Annotated in this window: 15 protein-coding genes; 7 read left to right on the top strand and 8 right to left on the bottom strand. The window is 69.6% G+C overall.

Annotated features, from left to right (window positions below; all coding sequences use genetic code 11):
* Positions 1-33: 33 nt before the first annotated feature.
* The 3 genes from lipB (at position 34) to JOE55_RS02100 (ending at position 2801) form a co-directional block, all read left to right on the top strand.
* A complete protein-coding gene (gene lipB, locus JOE55_RS02090; RefSeq protein ID WP_024290309.1) occupies positions 34-738 on the top strand; it encodes a lipoyl(octanoyl) transferase LipB in 705 nt (234 codons plus the stop codon).
* A gap of 86 nt (positions 739-824) precedes the next feature.
* Positions 825-1835 carry a lipoyl synthase gene (lipA, locus tag JOE55_RS02095; RefSeq protein ID WP_006214859.1) on the top strand — a complete coding sequence of 337 codons (1011 nt, stop codon included), beginning with the start codon at positions 825-827 and terminating at the stop codon, positions 1833-1835.
* A gap of 180 nt (positions 1836-2015) precedes the next feature.
* Positions 2016-2801, top strand: coding sequence for a DUF4191 domain-containing protein (locus tag JOE55_RS02100; RefSeq protein ID WP_006214858.1), 786 nt, complete (start codon positions 2016-2018; stop codon positions 2799-2801).
* A gap of 68 nt (positions 2802-2869) precedes the next feature.
* Here the strand turns inward: JOE55_RS02100 and JOE55_RS02105 are convergent, their stop codons facing one another.
* A complete protein-coding gene (locus tag JOE55_RS02105) occupies positions 2870-3310 on the bottom strand; it encodes an RDD family protein (RefSeq protein WP_024290308.1) in 441 nt (146 codons plus the stop codon).
* A 227-nt stretch (positions 3311-3537) separates the two neighbouring features.
* Between JOE55_RS02105 and glnA the strand changes: the two genes are divergently transcribed.
* Positions 3538-4962 (top strand): type I glutamate--ammonia ligase, encoded by a 1425-nt coding sequence (gene glnA / locus JOE55_RS02110; protein WP_024290307.1) that lies wholly within the window; start codon positions 3538-3540, stop codon positions 4960-4962.
* Between the two features lie 194 nt (positions 4963-5156).
* On the opposite strand, the gene JOE55_RS02115 is transcribed toward glnA, so the two are convergent.
* From JOE55_RS02115 to JOE55_RS02125, 3 genes are read right to left on the bottom strand one after another with little or no spacing between them, the layout of a single operon-like run.
* Positions 5157-5357, bottom strand: coding sequence for a PLD nuclease N-terminal domain-containing protein (locus JOE55_RS02115; protein WP_338125399.1), 201 nt, complete (start codon positions 5355-5357; stop codon positions 5157-5159).
* Positions 5358-8660 (bottom strand): bifunctional [glutamine synthetase] adenylyltransferase/[glutamine synthetase]-adenylyl-L-tyrosine phosphorylase, encoded by a 3303-nt coding sequence (locus JOE55_RS02120; RefSeq protein WP_204781867.1) that lies wholly within the window; start codon positions 8658-8660, stop codon positions 5358-5360. It lies immediately after the preceding gene.
* A 20-nt stretch (positions 8661-8680) separates the two neighbouring features.
* Entirely contained in the window at positions 8681-10024 is a 1344-nt protein-coding gene (locus tag JOE55_RS02125) for a glutamine synthetase family protein (protein ID WP_204781868.1), read from the bottom strand.
* Positions 10025-10167: 143 nt separating this feature from the next.
* Here JOE55_RS02125 and panB point away from each other — a divergent pair, with 143 nt between their 5' ends.
* Positions 10168-11079, top strand: a complete 912-nt coding sequence (gene panB, locus JOE55_RS02130; protein ID WP_204781869.1) for a 3-methyl-2-oxobutanoate hydroxymethyltransferase — start codon at positions 10168-10170, stop codon at positions 11077-11079.
* Positions 11080-11214: 135 nt separating this feature from the next.
* Here the strand turns inward: panB and JOE55_RS02135 are convergent, their stop codons facing one another.
* Positions 11215-11427: a hypothetical protein gene (locus tag JOE55_RS02135; protein WP_024290304.1), complete on the bottom strand. Its 213-nt coding sequence runs from the start codon at positions 11425-11427 to the stop codon at positions 11215-11217.
* 215 nt (positions 11428-11642) lie between these two features.
* On the opposite strand from JOE55_RS02135, the gene map reads away from it, so the two are divergent.
* Positions 11643-12551, top strand: coding sequence for a type I methionyl aminopeptidase (gene map, locus JOE55_RS02140; protein WP_024290303.1), 909 nt, complete (start codon positions 11643-11645; stop codon positions 12549-12551).
* A gap of 29 nt (positions 12552-12580) precedes the next feature.
* Positions 12581-13489, top strand: a complete 909-nt coding sequence (gene ppgK, locus JOE55_RS02145; protein WP_239546390.1) for a polyphosphate--glucose phosphotransferase — start codon at positions 12581-12583, stop codon at positions 13487-13489.
* 220 nt (positions 13490-13709) lie between these two features.
* On the opposite strand, the gene nrdR is transcribed toward ppgK, so the two are convergent.
* The 3 genes from nrdR to dnaE form a co-directional block, all read right to left on the bottom strand.
* Complete coding sequence (gene nrdR, locus JOE55_RS02150; RefSeq protein ID WP_024290301.1) at positions 13710-14324, bottom strand: transcriptional regulator NrdR; 615 nt, start codon at positions 14322-14324, stop codon at positions 13710-13712.
* Between the two features lie 2 nt (positions 14325-14326).
* Positions 14327-15775, bottom strand: coding sequence for a histidinol dehydrogenase (gene hisD / locus JOE55_RS02155; protein WP_338125400.1), 1449 nt, complete (start codon positions 15773-15775; stop codon positions 14327-14329).
* A 63-nt stretch (positions 15776-15838) separates the two neighbouring features.
* Positions 15839-19390, bottom strand: a complete 3552-nt coding sequence (dnaE, locus tag JOE55_RS02160) for a DNA polymerase III subunit alpha (RefSeq protein ID WP_204781870.1) — start codon at positions 19388-19390, stop codon at positions 15839-15841.
* Positions 19391-19394 lie beyond the last annotated feature (4 nt).

Raw genomic sequence — 19394 nt, forward strand, 5'->3', positions numbered from 1 at the left:
TCCACATCCGAGCACCAGGCGTACCCTGGTGACATGTCCCTTTCCATCGAGTCTCTCGGCATGGCTCCGGACCTGGTTCCGTACCGACCCGCGCTGGAGCTGCAGCGGATCGTCCACGGCGACGTCGTCGCGGGCACCCGGGCCAACACGGTCCTGCTGTGCGAGCACGAGCCGGTCTACACGGCAGGTCGGCGAGCCGCCGCCGAGGAGTACCCCACGGATGGGACCGAAGTGGTCGAGATCGGCCGCGGAGGCAAGATCACCTGGCACGGCCCCGGGATGCTCGTGGTCTACCCGATCATGAAGCTGACCACCCCGATCGACGTCGTGAAGTTCGTGCGGAACATGGAGCAGCTCGTGCTGTCCGTGCTGCGACGGCTCGGGCTGGAGGCCGTCACGGTCGAGGGCCGCTCCGGAGCCTGGATCCTCGCCGACGAGCGCGGCGGCGATCGCAAGATCTCGGCGATCGGCGTGCAGGTCTCCAAGCGCACCACCATGCACGGCATCGCGATCAACTGCAGCAACGACCTCGAGGCGTTCCGCAGCATCATCCCGTGCGGGATCTCGGACGCCGGCGTGACCACGATCAGCCGCGAGCTCGGCCGGACCGTGACGCCGTCGGAGGTCAAGGACCTCGTGATCGACGAGCTGATCCTCCGCGAGGCCGATCTGTGCGAGGTCTCCGAGATCCCCGCAGACGCCGCACCCCTGCCCTGGCCCGCCGCGAGCGCGGCCTGAGACGCATCAGCCCGCGCCACCGCGCGGTCCGAGCACCGACAGACTGACCCGGTCCTCACCCAGGACAACAGACGAGGAGAACGCCGATGACCATCGCCCCCGAAGGCCGCCGCCTGCTGCGCGTCGAAGCCCGCAATGCCGAGGTCCCGGTCGAGAAGAAGCCGGACTGGCTCAAGAACACCGCGCGCACCGGTCCGGAGTACACCAAGCTGAAGTCCATGGCCCGCAGCCAGGGCCTGCACACGGTGTGCGAGGAGGCCGGCTGCCCCAACATCTACGAGTGCTGGGAGGACCGCGAGGCCTCGTTCCTCATCGGCGGCTCGGTGTGCACCCGTCGCTGCGACTTCTGCGACATCTCCACCGGCCGTCCCGAGCCCCTGGACCCGGAGGAGCCCCGCAAGGTCGCGGAGTCCATCCGCGACCTCGACCTGCGCTACGCGACCGTCACCGGCGTGGCCCGCGATGACCAGGAGGACGGCGCGTCGTGGCTCTACGCGGAGACCATCCGCGCCGTGCACGAGATCTCCCCGAACACCGGCATGGAGATCCTGATCCCCGACTTCAAGGGCCGCCCCGAGTCCCTGCAGGAGGTCGTCGACGCCCAGCCGGAGGTCTTCGCCCACAACCTGGAGACCGTGCCGCGCATCTTCAAGAAGATCCGCCCGGCCTTCACCTACGAGCGCTCCCTCGAGGTCCTGAACTTCGCCAAGGACCAGGACCTGATCACCAAGTCCAACCTGATCCTGGGCATGGGCGAGACGGACGAGGAGATCTACGAGGCGCTGTGCGACCTGCGCGACTCCGGCTGCGACATCATCACCCTCACGCAGTACCTCCGCCCGTCCAAGCTCTTCCACCCGATTGACCGCTGGGTCAAGCCCGAGCAGTTCGTGGAGTACAGCGAGATGGCCGAGGAGATCGGCTTCCTGGGCGTCATGGCCGGGCCCATGGTCCGCTCCTCCTACCGCTCCGGGCGCCTGTGGGCCCGGGCCATGAAGAAGCTCGACCGCGAGATCCCCGAGCACCTGGCCCACATCACCGATGAGGGCTCCGCCGCGCAGGAGGCCTCGACCCTCATGGCCAAGCTCGGCCGCTGAGTCCGAGCTGCCGGTGCCTGCAGCGCACCGTCGGTCCGGCAAGGGCCCGCCGACGCATCGCGTCGGGCGGGCCCTTGCCGCCTCCCTCAGCCGCTAGACTGGCCCCGCTCCGCCGCCCCTCGCCCACCAGCGTCTCGACCGGGCGGCCACCCGCAGCATCCCGACCACGAGGAACCATCCGTGTCTGATCGCACTCCCTCCCGCAGCAAGGGCGCCTCCGCTGCCGATCCCAAGGCCGCCAAGGCCAAGGCCAAGCAGGAGCAGCGCGAGGCCAAGGCCAAGCGGAAGGCCGAGCGCGGTCCCGGGCCCTTCGCCCAGATCAAGCAGGTCTTCCAGATCACCAAGGAGCAGGACCCGAACATCACCCTCAAGCTCATCGCCCTCGGGCTGGGCGTGCTGGTGGTCTTCCTGCTGCTGGGCCTGCTGCTCAACAACTGGATCACCTGGCTGCTGATCGGCATCCCGTTCGCCATCCTGCTGTGCTTCTGGTTCCTGTCCCGACGGGCGGAGAAGGCCGCCTTCGCCCGCATCGAGGATCAGCCGGGCGCCACGGGCGCGGCTCTGTCCACGCTGCGCCGCGGCTGGATCGTCGAGGAGCAGCCGGTGCAGATCGATCCGCGCAATCGCGACCTGGTCTTCCGCGCCATCGGCCGCCCCGGTGTGGTGCTGGTGACCGAGGGCCCCACCGGCCGCGCCCGCAAGCTCGCCGAGAAGGAGCGCCGCCGCGTGGGACCGCGCGTGCGCAATGTCCCGATCCACATCATCGCCGCCGGCCCGCGTGAGGATCAGGTGCCGCTGAACCAGGTCTCCAAGCACATCCGCAAGCTGGAGAACAAGCTGACCAAGCAGGAGGTCTCGGCGGTGCACCAGCGCCTGTCGACCCTGCGCTCCGACCAGCTGCCGATCCCCAAGGGCGTGGACCCCATGCGCGCCCGCCCCGATCACAAGGCGCTGCGCGGCCGCTGATCCCGCTCCGAACGCGCGAAGAGGCCCCGGATGTCACCGACGTCCGGGGCCTCTTCGCGTGGTCGTGCTCAGCGGATGCGCACCAGCACCGTGCCGATCAGGCGATCGTTGAGCCCGCGCTGGTCGCGGTCCATGATCAGCGCCGGGATCACCAGGGCGAGGAGCACGGTGCGCACGAACGCCCTGGCGAAGCCGATCGGGCGGCCATCGAGGGTCTGGACCTGCATCCCCAGGACCAGGTGGCCCACCGAGTGGCCCATGAACCCCACCGCCAGGATCGTGAGCACCAGCCAGATCCCGGTGATGCCGAGGTTGACCCACTCGTAGGGCAGCAGCGCCCAGGCCAGCGCCACCGCGATGCCCCAGTCGATGCACAGGCCTCCCACGCGGCGGATCAGGCTGGGAATCGAGCCGGGCCCGTCCTGGGGGCGCCCCAGACCCTGTCCCGGGTAGCCCGTCTCTGCGTCGGCAGGGACGCTGGGGCGGCGGACGTCGTCGTGCTCGGTCATCCGCTCAGCCTACCGGGGCAGCCGCGGCGGCTCCGGCGGATCCTGCGCGCTTCGGGCGTGCTCGGAGGCTCGGCCGATAGGATGAGATCCGAAACACCCGCGAAACACGAGGGTCACGGCTGGGCAACGGCGCCTCCGTAGGGTCGAAGACGATCCGCTAGGGGCTCGGCCCGTCGTGCGGAAGACCGCTGACAGGGCGGCCGCCCCACACCATGAAGGAGTACGCAGTGTTCAAGACAGCAGAAGAGGTCCTCGCTTTCATCAAGGAGGAGGACGTCGTCTTCGTCGACATCCGGTTCACCGACATGCCGGGGGTCCAGCAGCACTTCAACCTCCCCGCCAAGGCCGTGGATGACGACTTCTTCGTGAACGGGCAGCTCTTCGACGGCTCCTCGATCCGCGGGTTCGCTGGAATCGCCGAGTCCGACATGCAGCTCATCCCGGATGTGGCCACCGCCTTCCTGGACCCGTACCGCATCGAGAAGACGCTCAACGTCACCTGCTCGATCGTCAACCCCCGCACCGGCGAGCCCTACCACCGCGATCCCCGCGGCGTGGCCGAGCGCGCCGAGGCCTACATGCGCTCCACCGGCATCGCAGACACCGCGAACTTCGCCTCCGAGGCCGAGTTCTTCATCTTCGAGGACGTCCGCTACGACGTCCAGCCGCAGGGCTCCTTCTACGCCGTGGACTCCGACGAGGCCCCGTGGAACACCGGGCGCCGTGAGGAGGGCGGCAACCTGGCCAACAAGACGTCCCTGAAGGGCGGCTACTTCCCCGTCTCCCCCACGGACAAGCAGGCCGATCTGCGCGATGCCATCTCCGTGACCCTGGATCAGGTCGGCCTGGAGGTCGAGCGTGCCCACCACGAGGTCGGCGCTTCCGGTCAGGCGGAGATCAACTACCGCTTCGACACCCTGACCCATGCGGCCGACGACCTGCAGAAGTTCAAGTACGTCGTGAAGAACACCGCAGAGGCCTGGGGCAAGACCGCCACCTTCATGCCCAAGCCGGTCTTCAACGACAACGGCTCCGGCATGCACTGCCACCAGTCGCTGTGGAAGAACGGCGAGCCGCTGTTCTACGACGAGAAGGGCTATGCCGGGCTCTCCGATCTTGCCCGCTGGTACATCGGCGGCCTGCTGGAGCACTCCTCGGCGGTGCTGGCCTTCACCAACCCCACGGTGAACTCCTACCGCCGCCTGGTGAAGGGCTTCGAGGCCCCGGTCAACATGGTCTACTCGCAGGGCAATCGCTCCGCGGGCATCCGCATCCCGATCACCGGCACCAGCCCCAAGGCCAAGCGCCTGGAGTTCCGCGCCCCGGATCCTTCCTGCAACCCGTACCTGGCCTTCGCCGCGCAGCTGATGGCCGGCCTGGACGGCATCCGCAACCGCATCGAGCCGGCGGATCCGATCGACAAGGACCTCTACGAGCTGCCGCCCGAGGAGGCCAAGGACATCAAGAAGGCTCCGGGCTCGCTCGAGGAGGCACTGCAGGCGCTGGAGGAGGACCACGAGTTCCTGCTGCAGGGCGATGTCTTCACCGAGGACACTCTGTCCTCCTGGATCGAGTACAAGCGTGAGATGGAGCTCAAGCCGCTCTCGCTCGTCCCGCACCCGCTCGAGTTCCAGCTCTACTACGGAGTCTGATCCTCGCACCCCAGCCGACGAGGGCGAACAGCAGCACACAGCGCGGAGAATCCGCGAACAGTCCGCACGGGCAGTGATCGCCGACGCGATCGCCGCTCGTGCGGACTCTTCTATTGTCCGGGGTATGTGCCCGCACACGTCGAGGGTCGTGGAGGCGGATTCATGCCGCGGGCGGGACAGCCCCGGCCGTCGAGCTAACGGGCGCCGGGCCCGTCGAACTGCGAATCGGGGCCGCGACGCAGCGCCGGATCGTGCACGTCTCCCCGCTGGCCCACCACGAACCGCACGAGCGGTCCCAGCAGCGGGAACAGCAGCACCGCTGCGATCCAGATCATCCGGCGGCGTGACGACAGGGGCCGTGCGCGTCGCGCGGCGATATGTCGCCGCGCCTGCACTCACAGGCCGTAGAACAGCCGCTCGAAGACAGCGCGGGCCTGGCGCGTGGTGCGAAGGTAGTCATCCTCGAGCAGCTCGGAGCTGCCCGGCGGATAGCCGCACCACCGCGCGACGGCCTCCATGTCCTGGCCCGCCGAGGGCAGCACGTCCGAGGCCCGGCCGGTGCGCAGCACGTTGCCGTTGCGGATGGCCGTGCACAGCTTCCAGGCCTTGGCCAGGGCGTGGGCGTCCTCCGAGTCCATCAGCTCGGCCTGCACCGCGGCCTCGAGCCCGTCCAGGGTGGAGGTGGTGCGCAGGCCGGGATGCTGGTGGGCGTGCTGCAGCTGCAGGGTCTGCACGAGCCATTCGACGTCCGAGAGACCCCCGCGACCCAGCTTCACATGCCGGGACGGGTCGGCACCGCGCGGCAGGCGCTCGTTCTCCACCCGAGCCTTCATGCGTCGGATCTCATTGAGCTGGCGCTCGGTGAGCTCCGCCGGGTAGCGGTAGGGATCGATCAGCTCGGTGAACCGCTCAGCGAGCAGATCCGACCCCGCCATGGGCCGGGCTCGGGTGAGCGCCTGGAACTCCCAGGTGTCCGCCCAGCGGCTGTAGTACTCGGCGTAGGACTCCAGCGACCGGACCATGGGACCGGAGCGCCCCTCGGGACGCAGATCGTTGTCGATCTCCAGCACGCGCTCGGCCACGATCGGTGGGTCGCAGGGCCGCTTGAGCAGCTGGACCATCCGCTCGATCACCCGCGCCGCCTGCTCCCCCGGTTGCTGCGGCGGGGCATCCTCGGCGGCGGCGTCGGAGTCCGGGGCGTCATCGGAGGCCGCAGCCTCGTCGGAGGCGCCCGACAGTGCATCGTCGGATTCCGCGGTGTCGTCGGTGCTCGCGCCCTCCACAGCATCGGCCGCCTCGGGGGCCGCGGCATCGTCCGGTCGGGAGATCAGCCCGAGCTCATCGCGGCCAGGATGCTCGTGGCCGTCTTCGCAGGGGACGTAGACGTAGAGGACATCGGCGTCGGAGCCGTAGCCGATCTCGCGACCGCCCTGGCGCCCCATGGCGACCACGAGGATGTCGGCCGCCCAGGGCACTCCCTGCTCGCGATGCAGCTCCCGCTCGGCGGAGTACAGGGCACCGAGCACCGCAGCGCGGTCGATGTCCGACAGCGCCGCGACGACCTGCTGGACATCGATCAGCCCGGCGGTGTCGGCCAGCGCCACGCGCAGCGACTCCCTGCGCCGCATCAGTCGGATCATGCGCACTGCGGACTCGGCATCCGGGTGACGGCCCATCTGCGCGTGCGTCTCCGCCCACAATGTGGCGAAGGTCCGGGGCTTGAGCTCGGCGTCCGTGCCCAGCCACGCGGTGGCCTCCGGCAGCGTCTCGAGCATGTCCGAGATGTAGCGCGAGGAGGAGAGCACGTGGCACAGGCGCTGCGCCCCGGTGTTGGAATCGCGCAGCATCCGCAGGTACCAGGGCGAGGTGCCCAGCTCCTCCGACACGCGCCGGAAGCCGAGCAGCCCGGCATCCGGGTCCACGCCTTCGGCGAACCACTCGAGCAGCACCGGAAGCAGCGTGCGCAGGATGCTGGCCCGGCGGCTGACGCCCCGAGTGAGCGCCTCGAGGTGACGATGGGCAGCCTTGGGGTCGCGGTAGCCCAGCGCCTTGAGGCGGTCTCGGACCTGGTCCTGGTTCAGCTCGACGCCCTCGAAGGAGGTGTTGGTGATCGCGGCCAGCAGCGGGCGGTAGAAGATCCGCTCGTGCATGCCGCGCACGGCCCTGCGCGTCTTGTGCCAGCGCTCCATCAGGTCGTCGCCGCCGGTGCGGGCACCCGCCCCGGGCGGGTGCATGGCGGCGGCGATCACGGCCAGCTCCGCGGTGGAGGTGGGCATCAGGTGGGTGCGACGCATGCGGAAGAGCTGGATGCGATGCTCGAGCAGGCGCAGCCACCGGTACTGGGCGCCGAACTCCTCGGCGTCCTCACGGCCGATGTACCCGGCGTTGGCCAGGGCCGCCAGGGAGTCCGTGGTGGCACGGGTGCGCACGGACTCGTCGCCGCGGCCGTGCACCAGCTGCAGCAGCTGGACGGTGAACTCGACGTCGCGCAGGCCGCCGGGGCCGAGCTTGATCTGGCGGTCCCGCTCCTCGGAGGGGATGTTGTCCATGACGCGCCGGCGCATGGCCTGCACGGAGGACACGAAGCCCTCGCGGTGGCTCGACTCCCACACCATGGGCGAGATCGCCTCGGAGTAGCGGCGGCCGAGCTCCTGGTCCCCCGCCATGGGCCGGGCCTTGAGCAGCGCCTGGAACTCCCAGGACTTGGCCCACTTGCGGTAGTAGCGCACGTGGGAGTCCAGCGTGCGCGACAGCGGCCCGTCCTTGCCCTCGGGGCGCAGGTTGGCGTCGAGTTCCCACAGCGGGGCCTCCGGGCCGTTGGACATCACAGCTCGAGCGGTCCCGATGGCCAGGGCCGTGGCCAGCACGGCTGCGCGGTCGTCGTCGATCGGCTCGTGGCCGTCCTCGCCGCCGAACGGGTCGACGATGTCGTGGACGTAGACGACGTCCACGTCAGAGATGTAGTTCAGCTCCCTGGCCCCGCACTTGCCCATCCCGATGACGCTGAGCCGGATGCGCTCGAGCTCCTCCGGGTCTGCCTGGGTGGGCCCGCTGCCGGCGTGGATCTCGCCTCGGGAGACGGCCAGCGCGGCCTCGATGGCCGCTGCGGCCAGATCCGCGAGCTGCCGCCCGACGGCCGGCAGGTGATCTACGGGATCGGCGGCGCCCAGATCGCCCAGGGCGATGCGGATGAGCTGGCGGCGGTACTCGACGCGCAGGGCTGCCGCGCCGTCGTCGCCGACGGACTGCGCGACGGGCGTGTCCGCCTCCGGGTCGGCGCCCACGCTGCGCAGGAGGCTCGAGCGCAGCTCGTCGGCGGAGATCTCCTCCGGCTCGGGGTCGAGGGGACCATCGAGCAGGTCCAGGTGCTGCGGGTGCGACTCGAGGAAGCCGCCGAGGGCCTCGGAGCAGCCCAGCAGGCGGATCAGCGTCTGTGCCTGCTGCGGGTCCTTCAGACGGGCAGCGGCCCGGGGCTCGGCCTCGATCAGTCGCACCAGGCAGCGCACGGCGGCGTCCGGGCAGCCGGTCTGCTCGAGCTGTCCGAGCAGGGGCTCGAGCTCCACGCCCTTCAGCTCGCCGAAGCCGAGCCAGCGCCGGGCCGTGCGCACGTCGTCGAACCCGGTCTTGACCAGGCGCCGGTCCGCGAGCTTCTCGAGCGCCTCCGGAAGGGCGGTGGGAGCGTCCTGTTCCTGGCTCATATGGGAGCGCCTTCCGTTCTTCAGAGCAGGCCGAGATTGGTCTCGAGTTCGTAGCGGGTGACCACCGTGCGGTAGGACTCCCATTCCGCGCGCTTGTTGCGCATGATGTGCCCGAAGACCTGCTCGCCGAGCAGATCGGCCATGAACTCGGACTCCTCGGCCAGTCGGATCGCCTCGTGCAGGGAGCCCGGCATGGGCTCGTGCCCGGCCACGCGGCGCTCGGCGCTGGACATGGCGCTCAGATCGTCCGACTCGACCTCAGGCAGCTCCAGCTCGTCCTCGATCCCGCGCAGGCCGGCGGCCAGCACGCCGGCGTAGGCCAGGTACGGGTTGGCCGCCGAGTCCAGGCCGCGGTACTCGATGCGCGCGGACTGCACCTTGTCCGGCTTGTACAGCGGCACCCGCACGAGCGCGGAGCGGTTGTTGTGGCCCCAGGAGACGTAGGAGGGAGCCTCGTCGCCGCCCCACAGCCGCTTGTACGAGTTCACGAACTGATTGGTCAGGATCGCCATCTCCGGGGCGTAGCGCAGCACGCCGGCGATGAAGTGCCCGGCCACGCGCGAGAGCTGGAACTCGGCACCCGCCTCGAAGAACGCGTTGGTGTCGCCCTCGAACAGGGAGAAGTGCGTGTGCATGCCCGAACCGGGGTGATTGCCGAACGGCTTGGGCATGAAGGTCGCGTACGAGTCGTGCTTGAGCGCCGACTCCTTGACGATCGTGCGGAACGTCATGATGTTGTCCGCGGTCTGCAGCGGATCGGCATAGCGCAGGTCGATCTCGTTCTGGCCCGGGCCGGCCTCATGGTGGGAGAACTCGACGGAGATGCCGACCTCCTCGAGCATGAGCACGACGTCCCTGCGGAAGTTCTGCACCACGCCGCCCGGGGTGTGATCGAAGTAGCCCTCGCTGTCCACCGGCGTGGGCTCACCCGTGGCAGGATCCAGGCGCGAGGACTCCAGGAGGTAGAACTCGATCTCCGGGGAGGTGTAGCAGGTGACACCCTGCTCGGTGGCCTTGGCCAGCACGCGCTTGAGCACGCCGCGGGGATCCGCCATGGACGGCTCGCCGTCCGGGGTGAGGATGTCGCAGAACATGCGGGCCGTGGGCTGATCCTTACCGCGCCACGGCAGGATCTGGAAGGTCGAGGGATCCGGCTGCAGGAGCATGTCCGACTCCGTGACCCGCGAGAAGCCCTCGATTGAGGAGCCGTCGAAGCCCAGCCCCTCCTCGAAGGCCGACTCGACCTCCGCCGGGGCGAGCGCGACGGACTTGAGCGTGCCCGTCACGTCCGTGAACCACATGCGCACGAAGCGGACGTCGCGGTCCTCGATGGTGCGCAGCACGAACTCCTGCTGACGGTCCATGGGGTCTCCTTAGGCTCGAGAGCTCGCCCGCGAAGGCGAGGGGCCGTCGCCGATGACGACCCGATGCGGTGCCGGATCACAGCCTATCGGCCGGCTCGGACGGCGATGGGGGCGCGCCGTGTCCTGCGCGTACCCTGAGTCGCATGACTGATGCAGCTTCCTCGGATCACGCCGCAGATCGCCCGGACACCGCGCCCTACCCCAACAGCGCTTCCGTTCCCGCGGGCGCCGCCGAGCGCAGCGCACCGGGGCTGCGCAGCGTGGGCCGGGTGCGCACCCGGCACCTGCAGGAGGCCAAGGAGACCGGTGAGCGCTTCACGATGCTCACGGCCTACGACGCCATGGTCGCCGAGATCTTCGACTCCGCGGGCATCGACACCCTCCTGGTCGGCGACTCGGCCGGGAGCACGGTCTTCGGGGAGTCCTCGACCCTGCCGGTGACACCCGAGCAGATGATCATGCTCTCGGCTGCGGTCTCCCGCTCCGCCCGTCGTGCCCTGGTGATCGCCGACCTGCCCTTCGGCTCCTACGAGGAGTCCCCGCAGCAGGCCGTGCGCTCGGCGGTGCGGCTGCTCAAGGAGGGAGGGGTCCACGCGGTGAAGATCGAGGCGGACGTCGCGCTGGCCGAGCACGTCCGCGCCGTGGTGCGCGCGGGGATCCCCGTGATGGGCCATGTGGGCTTCACCCCGCAGTCCGAGCACGCCCTGGGCGGCTACCGCGTCCAGGGCCGCGGCGAGGCGGCCCGACGGGTCCTCGACGACGCTCTGGCCCTCCAGGAGGCCGGGGCGTTCTCCGTGCTGCTCGAGATGGTCCCGGCGCAGACCGCGCAGGAGATCGACGCCGCTCTGGACGTGCCGACCGTGGGCATCGGCGCAGGGGCTGCGACCACCGGGCAGGTGCTCGTGTGGCAGGACCTGCTGGGTCTCAACGGCGGACGCGTCCCGCGGTTCGTGCGTCAGTACGCCGCTCTGCGCTCCACGATCACCGACGCCGTGACCCGCTATGCCGACGACGTCCGCGACGGCTCCTTCCCCGGCCCCGAGCACACCTTCTGAAGCTGCCCCTGAGCAGGTCCGAGCCGGCCAGGCACGTGGCCTGAGAGCTCAGCTGCGAGGCACGGGACGACGAGGGCCCCGACGGCAGCGCTGCCGTCGGGGCCCGTCCACGTCCTCGGAGCAGACGAAGCCCGCTCAGTCGTCGCGGAACTCGCGCTCCTTCTCGTCCCAGGCCTTGGACTTGGCCGCCGCGGTCTCCAGCGCCTTGCGCGCCTCGGCCTCCGAGGCGTACGGGCCCAGCAGCTGGCTGTAGTCCGACTGCTGGCCCTGCTCGATCTGACCGCTGCTGAGGTTGTACCAGTACTCCATGAGGCGACCCGCCTTCCCGGTGTCGTCGTGCGGCCGCATGGCTCCAGGGCCCTGCGGCCGGCTCGCTGCGCGAGCGCTTCCGCTGCCCAGTATCCCCCACCGTGATCCGCACGGCCTGCTCCGTCCGCGGCACGCCGCCCCTTTGCCCGGTCGACCGGTCCCGCAACGGCGTCGGCCCGGAGAACTAGGCTGGGAGGAAGACCACCCGACGCAGCGCCGTCGAGAACCCCTGACCAGAAGGAGCGCCGATCCCCGTGTCCAGCCCGTCCCACAACCTCCCCGCCGAGCCCGGCGCCGCGCCGCTCGGGCGCCTGCGCCCCGGAGCCATCGGGAAGTCGCGCCAGGTGCCCGGCGGCATCGTCCGACCCGAGTACGTGGGCAAGCAGGATCCCGACGAGGGCAAGTGCTCGAACATCTACACCCCGGAGGAGATCGAGCTGGTGCGGGCCGCCGGCACGATCGCCGCCGACGCCCTGCAGGAGGCCGGGAAGGCCTGCGTGCCGGGCACGACCACCGATGAGCTGGACCGGATCGCCCACGAGTACATGTGCGATCACGGGGCGTATCCGTCCTGCCTGGGCTACCGCGGCTTCCGCAAGTCGATCTGCACCTCGCTCAACGAGGTCATCTGCCACGGCATCCCGGATTCCACCGTGCTCGAGGACGGCGACATCATCAACCTCGACGTCACGGCCTACAAGGACGGGATGCACGGCGACACGAACGCCATGTTCCTGGTGGGCGAGGTCGACGAGCAGTCCCGCCTGCTCGTGGAGCGGACACGGGAGTCGCTGAACCGCGCCATGAAGGCAGTGCGTCCGGGCCGCGAGATCAACGTCATCGGACGGGTCATCGAGAAGTACGCCCAGCGCTTCGGATACGGCGTGGTCCGCGACTTCACGGGCCACGGAGTGGGCCACGAATTCCACACCGGGCTGATCATCCCGCATTACGATGCCGCGCCCTCCTATGCCACGGAGATCGTTCCGGGCATGATCTTCACCATCGAGCCCATGCTCACTCTCGGATCCATCCAGTGGGAGCAGTGGGACGACGACTGGACGATCACCACCGCCGACAGGCGGCGCACCGCCCAGTTCGAGCACACCATGGTGGTCACCGAGGACGGCGTGGATGTCCTGACGCTGCCCACGGCCGCCTGAGCCTGCACCGCCCATCGAAGGGAGCCGACATGGCCGCCAAGAAGACCCCCGCCAAGCCCGCGGAGAAGATCACCGCCGAGGACGTCGTCAAGGACTCGGGAGTCCGCGACGATGACACCACTCCCCCGGCCCCGTCCGCGGGCTCGGCCTCGAGCGCGCGTCGCTTCATCGGGATCGATGTCGGCGGCACCGGCATCAAGGGCGGGATCGTCGACCTGGAGGTCGGCGATCTGATCGGGGAGCGCTACCGCATCCCCACGCCGCAGCCGGCCACGCCGGAAGCCGTCGGCAAGGTCATCGGCGAGATCGTCGCCGTGCTGCAGGACCGCGAGGGTGCCCCGGAGCCGGGATCGCCCATCGGCGTGATCGTCCCGTCGATCGTCAAGAACGGCGTGACCAAGCTGGCGGCCAACATCGACGAGTCGTGGGTCGGGGCGAACATCGCCGAGACCTTCTCCGAGACGCTGGGCCGTCCGATCGCTGCCCTCAACGACGCCGACGGCGCCGGCCTGGCCGAGGCCCGCTACGGCGCCGGCAGGGGCGTCGACGGACTGGTCATCATGCTCACCCTGGGCACGGGCATCGGTGCCGGCCTGATCATGGACGGGCATCTGGTGCCCAACGCCGAGCTCGGGCACCTGGAGCTCGACGGCCACGACGCCGAGACCCGGGCCTCTGCCGTGGCGCGCGAGCGGCAGGAGCTGTCGTACAAGAAGTGGGCCACGCACCGGCTGCAGCCCTATTTCGAGCACGTGCAGATGCTGTTCTCCCCCGACCTGTTCGTGGTCGGCGGCGGCGTGTCCAAGAAGTCGGACAAGTTCCTGCCGCTGCTCGAGCTCGAGACCCCCGTGGAGGTGGCTCAGCTGCGCAACAACGCGGGCATCGTGGGCGCCGCCCTGTGGGCCGAGGAGGATCAGCGCCGCCACGCGGACGACTGAGCCCTGATCCGGCCCGGCAGCCTCCCGGCCTAGGTTGAGAGACTGCCCGGCAGTGCAGCCGGGCAGTACAAAGGCCCGTCAAGCTTCGCGGCTTCCCCTCCGCAACCCCTGACGGGCCTTATGCGTTGACTATATAGGACGTTTCCGATCCCCGGCAAGGCGGTGATCGCCGAGGGCGGAACCCGCGGCGCAGCCCCGAGTCACAGCCGGGAGGCTCCGGTCACAGCAGCCTCTCCTGCTCGGGGCTGTCCTCCGTCTCGGCGGGTGCGGCGGAGCGTCGTCGCTGCGCGGACGTGCGTCGCTCGGCGGAGGGGGCGGTGCGACGCTTGGAGCGCCGCGGTGCGGTCACCTCGTCATCCACGAGCGCCTGCTGGCCGTTGGACTGGGCGGCGCGCTCGGAGCGCAGCACCTCGATCGCGTTCTCGAAGTCGTCCAGGTCGCTGAAAGCCTGGTACACGGAGGCGAAGCGCAGATAGGCCACCACATCCAGGCGGCGCAGCGGCTTGAGGATGGCCAGCCCGACCTCGTCGGCCTCGATCTCGGCGATCCCGGCCCCGCGAACCGACTCCTCGACCTCCTGAGCCAGCTTGGCCAGGTCGTCCTCGTTCACCGGCCGGCCCTGGCATGCCTTGCGCACGCCGGAGACGATCTTCTGGCGCTCGAACGGCTCGGTGACCCCCGAGCGCTTGATCACCGAGATGGTGGTGGTCTCCATGGTGGAGAATCTCCGCTTGCACGCGGCGCACTGGCGGCGGCGCCGGATCGCGGCGCCGTCGTCGGTGGTGCGCGAGTCCACGACCTTGGAGTCGGGGTGGCGGCAGAACGGGCAGTGCATGCTCAGCCCTCCGTGTCGGCGGCGGGCTCGGCGGAATCCTGCGCGCGCACCGTGACGGCCACGCCGTGGTTGGGCAGGTCCTCCGCCTCGGCCAGCGCCGAGATCGCCGGCTCCAGGTGCAGCAGGGCGTCCCGGTCGTACTCGATGATCTGCACGGCCTTCATGAAGCTCGTGGTGCACAGTCCCTGGGCGTGCACGGCAGAGCCACCCGTGGGCAGCACGTGGTTGGAACCGGCCGCGTAGTCCCCCAGCGGCACCGGGCTGTACGGGCCCACGAAGATCGCCCCGGCATTGCGCACCCTGGCCGCCACGGCGCGCGGATCCTCGGTGTGGATCTCGAGGTGCTCGGCGGCGTAGGCATCGGCCACGGCGATCGAGGCCTCGAGGCTGTCGGTGAGCACCACGCCGGACTGCTCGCCCTCCAGCGCCGTGCGGATGCGCTCGGCGTGGCGCGCCGTGCCGGCCAGCTCCACGATGGCCTCTGCGACCTGCTGCGCGATCCGCGGGCTGTGGGTGATCAGCACCGACCCGGCCAGCGGGTCGTGCTCTGCCTGGGAGATCAGATCGGCGGCCACGTAGCGCGGCTGAGCGGTCTCATCGGCGATCACGGCGATCTCGGTGGTGCCGGCCTCGGCATCGACGCCCACGACCGAGCGCAGCTGGCGCTTGGCGGTCGCCACGAACAGGTTGCCCGGCCCGGTGATCGTGTGCACGGGCTCCAGGACGTCACGGCGGTCCTCGCCCTCGTCGACCACGCCGTGGGCCATGGCGGCCAGGGCCTGGGCCCCGCCGATCGCCCAGACCTCGTCCACGCCGAGCAGCCCGGCGGCGGCCAGGATCGTGGGATGCGGCAGGCCGCCGAACTCGGCCTGCGGCGGCGTGCACAGCACGACCGACTCGACGCCGGCGGCCTGCGCGGGCACGACGTTCATCACGACCGACGAGGGGTAGACGGCCAGACCGCCCGGGACGTAGAGGCCCACGCGCTGCACCGGGGTCCATCGGTGGACCAGTCGTGCTCCGGGAGCGACCTCGATCTCGGCATCGGCCGGGCGCTGAGCGGCGGCGAAGGCGCGGCAGCGCTCGATGGCCGATTCGAGACCCGCGCGCACCGCCGGGTCCAGCTCCCGCACGGCCTGCTGGATCTGCTCGGGGGCCACCCGGAGACGATCCTGCTTGACCTTGTCGAAGCGCTGGGCGTAGTCCCGCAGGGCCTGCGCGCCGCGCTCGCGCACGTCCGCGATGATCGAGCGGACCGTGTCCTCCGCGTCCTGGCGCGTGCCCTCGGTCTGCCGGGGCACGACGGCGCGCAGCTGCGCCCAGGCCAGGTCCTGGCCGCGCAGATCGATCGTGCGCAGGACGGGACCGGCCCCGTTCTCGGCGCGGTCCTGGGACGAGGCCGCGGCAGCGGGGTCGGCGGAGGGCACGGGGTTCTCAGGATTCGCGTTCACGGCGTCCATTCTAGGCCCCGGGCGATGACGGCCCCGGGAGCACCGGCCCCCTCTGCGACGGGCTCAGCCCTCCAGGCAGGCGGGGCCCAGCAGGACCTTCAGATCGCCGAAGAACGCCGGTCCGGCCTCGACCCGGTACTGCGGCGGCAGCTGCCAGACCTGCGTGGCCCGCTGGGTGCCGACCCGAAGCCGGACCTCGGAATCGCCGCGGTGGCTGCGCAGCACCGAGGCGAGCTCCCCGACGGTCTGCTCGTTGAGCCGGCGCTCCGGCACCGTGATCGTGACCGGACCGGCGTGGCCCTCCGGGTGGATCTCCGGCAGGGTCAGCTCCATCGCGGACATGGACACGGAGCCGTCGTCGCGCTTCTGCACGCGGCCCTTGATCGAGCAGATCAGGTCCTCGGCCAGCACTCCCGCGATGGGGGCGTAGACCTTGCCGAAGAACATGATCTCGACGGAGCCGGATCGGTCCTCGAGCTCGATCCGGGCGTAGGCGTTGCCCGAGGACTTGGCGATCCGGCGCTGGACCGAGGTGATCATGCCGGCGACCGTGACGATCGCCCCGTCCGGCTTGCCGCCGTCCTCGGAGAGCACCTGCTGCACCGAGGTGTCCGAGTGCTCGGCCAGCGCCTGGTCCAGCCCGCGCAGGGGGTGATCCGAGACGTAGAGCCCGAGCATCTCGCGCTCGAAGGAGAGCATGTCCTTGCGCTCCCACTCCGGCAGGTCAGGGACCTCGACCTGCAGCCCCTCGCCCTCCGACTCGGCGGTGTCCCCGCCCATGGCGAAGATGTCGAAGGTGAACTCGCCCTTGGCCTCGTTCTTCTTCTGGGACACGACGTCGTCGATGGCCTGCTCGTGGACGTCCACGAGCGCCCGGCGGGTGTGCCCGAGCTGATCGAAGGCCCCCGACTTCACGAGCGATTCGATCGTTCGCTTATTGCACACCACGAGCTCGACCTTGGAGAGGAAGTCGTTGAAGGACGTGAAGGCCCCCTCCGACGTGCGAGCGCGCACGATCGCCTCCACCACGTTGGCGCCCACGTTGCGCACCGCGGCCATGCCGAAGCGGATGTCCTCCCCCACGGGCGTGAAGTTCACGACGGACTCGTTGACGTCCGGTGGCAGCACGGTGATGCCCATGCGGCGGCACTCGTTGAGGTAGAGCGCGAGCTTGTCCTTGTCATCGCCCACCGACGTCAGCAGCGCGGCCATGTACTCGGCCGGGTAGTGCGCCTTGAGGTAGGCCGTCCAGTAGGAGACCAGTCCGTAGGCGGCGGTGTGCGCCTTGTTGAACGCGTAGTCGGAGAACGACTCGAGGACGTGCCACAGGGTGTCGGCGGCCTCCCGGGAGTACCCGTTCTTCTCCATGCCGCCGAAGAAGAAGTCCTTCTGCTTGTCCAGCTCGGACTTCTTCTTCTTGCCCATGGCCCGGCGCAGCAGATCCGCCTGGCCCAGGGTGTAGTCGGCGACCTTCTGCGCCACGGCCATGACCTGCTCCTGATACACGATCAGGCCGTAGGTCAGGTCCAGGATCTCGGCCAGCGGCTCCTCGAGCTCCGGGTGGATCGGGGTGATCTCCTGCTGGCCCGTCTTGCGCAGGGCGTAGTTGATGTGCGAGTTCACGCCCATGGGGCCGGGGCGGTAGAGCGCCAGCACAGCGGAGATGTCCTCGTACTGGTCCGGGCGCATCATCTTCAGCAGCTGGCGCATGGGGCCGCCGTCGAGCTGGAAGACGCCCAGCGTGTCACCGCGGGCCAAGAGGTCGTAGGAGGCCTTGTCGTCGAGAGCCAGCCCCTCGAGGTCCAGGACGAAGCCGTCGCGGTTGTGGGTGATGTTCTCCAGGGCGTCGGAGATGATCGTGAGGTTGCGCAGCCCCAGGAAGTCCATCTTGATCAGCCCGAGCCCCTCGCACGTGGGGTAGTCGAACTGGGTGATGATCTGCCCGTCCTGCTCGCGGCGCATGAGCGGGATGATGTCGATCAGCGGGTCCGAGGACATGATCACGCCGGCGGCGTGCACGCCCCACTGGCGCTTGAGCCCCTCGAGGCCCTGGGCCGTCTCGAAGACCTTCTGCGACTCGGGGTCCTCCTGCAGGACCTCTCGCAGCTCGGCGGCCTCCTCGTAGCGCTTGGCATCCTCGTTGTAGACATCCGCCAGGGAGATGCCCTTGCCCATGATGTCCGGCGGCATGGCCTTGGTGAGCTTCTCGCCCATGGAGAACGGGTAGCCCAGCACGCGCGAGGAGTCCTTCAGCGCCTGCTTGGCCTTGATGGTGCCGTAGGTGACGATCATGGCCACGCGCTCGTCGCCGTACTTCTCGGTGACGTAGCGGATGACCTCCGGGCGGCGACGATCATCGAAGTCGATGTCGAAGTCCGGCATGGAGACGCGCTCGGGGTTCAGGAAGCGCTCGAAGATCAGCCCGTGCTCCAGGGGGTTCAGCTCCGTGATGCGCATGGCGTAGGCGACCATGGAGCCTGCGCCGGAGCCGCGCCCCGGACCCACGCGGATCCCCTGGGCCTTGGCCCAGGTGATGAAGTCGGCCACCACCAGGAAGTACCCGGGGAAGCCCATCTGCAGGATGATCCCCTTCTCGTACTCGGCCTGATCGCGCACCTCCGAGGGGACGCCGTCCGGGAAGCGGAACTCCAGGCCGCGGTCGACCTCCTTGGCGAACCAGGACTCCTCCGACTCGCCCTCCGGGACCGGGAAGACGGGCATGAACTTGCCGACGGTCTCGTCGAACTCGACGTGGCAGCGCTCGGCGATCTCCAGCGTGTTGTCGCAGGCCTCCGGGTAGTCCCGGAACAGATCCCGCATCTCCGCGGCCGACTTGAGGTAGAACTCATCGGAATCGAACTTGAAGCGCTTGGGATCGGCCAGCGTGGAGCCGGACTGCACGCACAGCAGGGCGGCGTGCGCCTTGGCGTCCTCGGCATTCGTGTAGTGGAGGTCGTTCGTGGCGACCAGGGGCAGCTGGAGGTCCTTGGCCAGCTTCATGAGGTCCTGGTGGACGTCCTTCTCGATCCCCAGGCCGTGATCCATGATCTCGCAGTAGAAGTTCTCGGGGCCGAAGATGTCCCGGAACTCGGCGGCGGCGTCGATCGCCTCCTTGTACTGACCCAGCCGCAGACGGGTCTGGATCTCCCCGGACGGGCAGCCTGTCGTGGCGATCAGGCCCTTGCCGTAGCGGTTGAGCAGATCCCGGTCCATGCGGGGCTTGTAGAGCTGGCCCTCCAGGGAGGCGTAGCTCGAGGCCCGAAACAGGTTCTGCATGCCCTCGGTGGTCTCGGCCAGCAGGGTCATGTGGGTGTAGGAGCCGGCACCGGAGACGTCGTTGCGGCCGCCGTCGGCGAACTTCACGCGCGTGCGATCGGCGCGTGCCGTGCCCGGGGTCAGGTACGCCTCCACGCCGATGATCGGCTTGATCCCGGCCTTGTTCGCCCGCGACCAGAAGTCGTAGGCGCCGAAGACGAAGCCGTGGTCGGTCGTGGCCAGCGAGTCCATCCCCTGGGCGTGGCAGGCCTCGAACAGATCGTCGAGTCTAGCGGCGCCGTCGAGCATGGAGTACTCGGTGTGCACGTGCAGATGCGTGAATCCCTTGCCCTGAGTCATCGCG

The organism is Kocuria palustris (assembly GCF_016907795.1).
Taxonomy (GTDB): domain Bacteria; phylum Actinomycetota; class Actinomycetes; order Actinomycetales; family Micrococcaceae; genus Kocuria; species Kocuria palustris.